Source organism: Peribacillus sp. P4_C12 (assembly GCF_056402095.1).
In genome coordinates this window covers 1-1,671 of sequence record NZ_JBFUIB010000681.1, presented here as the reverse complement: position 1 = coordinate 1,671, position 1,671 = coordinate 1, and the positions used below count along the sequence as shown (strand labels likewise).

General features: G+C 36.9%; 1 protein-coding gene and 1 pseudogene. Both read right to left on the bottom strand.

Features of this window, described 5'->3' with window-relative positions:
• A pseudogene (locus tag AC1DUW_RS27930) lies at window positions 1-155 on the bottom strand (CsoR family transcriptional regulator); the annotation flags it as partial.
• A 441-nt stretch (window positions 156-596) separates the two neighbouring features.
• Window positions 597-1,671 (bottom strand): nucleoside transporter C-terminal domain-containing protein (locus tag AC1DUW_RS27925; protein ID WP_477644066.1); only part of this gene is annotated, 1,075 nt, incomplete at its 5' end.

Genomic DNA, 1,671 nt, shown 5'->3' with positions numbered 1-1,671 from the left:
CCTCGAATTTGACCTTCGATACGATTTAAGCGGGTCGTTAAATTCTTTTTCACTACTTCAGAGTGATGACTTTTTCGGCCGTGGGAAGAGGTAATACTGCATTCGTCATTTTCATTTTCAATGAATGAATCTTGCTCATTTATTTTTTTATCCATCTCTCACCCCTCCTTTAAATCATAATACCATACCCCCCTATCCTATGCAAAGAAAGAAGCTTATGTGTCAATATTATGTTAATATTTCTTTATTCTTTGCTTTTGAAGGATATCTATTCCTTAGAAATCTGTTTAACAAAACCACACACAAAATACCCCATGTGAAGCTAAACAAAAGGTTGAACTACCTGAGTCTTCTAGCGATGCAAATAAAAACACTCATCTCCGGAGAAATGAGTGTTTTTAGGTCCTACTACCCTAGGCTGGAATAATCCCGATTAAGTTCAACGGGTTTCTATTTTTCACCTGCAAGTTGGTTGTCTGTTCTAAAATTGTAGTTAACACACCGAAATTAATAGATATATTTGTTTTCAAATAAAGAGTGGTCTTACTACGTACCTTTTAGTTGATTACACGACAAAGTCATATGTTTTTTATTGATTACCAAACAAATAATCCTACAATCATAGCACTTAACAAGGAGACAGCCATCCCGCTAAGTAACAACTTCCAAACATTCCTTCCGATGATGTTCGATTTCTCATCATTAAGGATGGAATTGAATGTTCCATAAATCATGCCTACTGTACTGAAGTTGGCAAATGACGTCAGATAAGTGACAGCAACAGCTACTGTATGCGGGGGTAGTGTACTGATTTTATCTTTTAAATCGAGCAAGGCAACGAACTCATTCGTGGCAAGCTTGATTCCCATCAATTGAGCGACATACATGGCATCATGTCCAGTTAATCCAAGCAGGAATGCAAATGGACTAAAAATCACAGAGAAGATTTTTTGAATGGTCAGGCCATCCACAAAGAAACCAAATATCCCATTCAAGCTTGCTGTTAACGCCACATAACCGATAACCATTGCCATGATGACGAAAACCATCTTGGCTCCCACTAGCATGCTGTTAGAAATGGTGGAAAAGAAATCTTTACGTTCCTCTTTAGTAGGAACATAAACGACATCTTCTTCTTTACTGACACTGACTGGGTTGAGCATGTTTGCAATCAGCAAGGCATTTAAACAGTTTAAAGGAATGGCGACAAATACATATGTTGCAGGTACCATGGATAAATATGCTCCAATAATGGAACCACTGATACTACTCATACTCATTATTCCAAATGTCAATAAACGCTGATCTTTAATCGCAGCGAGTTGAATCCGGAGAACGGCAAGTGCCTCTGTATTTCCAAGAAACATCATCTGGATGGAAAAGAAACTTTCAAGTTTTGGCAACCTAGACACTTTTGAAATGAGCCATCCTACTTTATCGATAATCCATGTGAGTATACCGAAATACGATAAAATATCAAAAAACGTTATAATAAAAATAATTGGCATTAAGGCACTGAAAAAGAAATCAACTTGCTCATTTGCCATAACAGACGGAAAGACAAAAGAAATCCCTTCATTTGCACATGAAATCAACCAAGTAAAGAAAGATGCAATTTGATTAATGACCCATGCCCCTATTTTAGTCGATAACATAAACCAAGTAATAAGT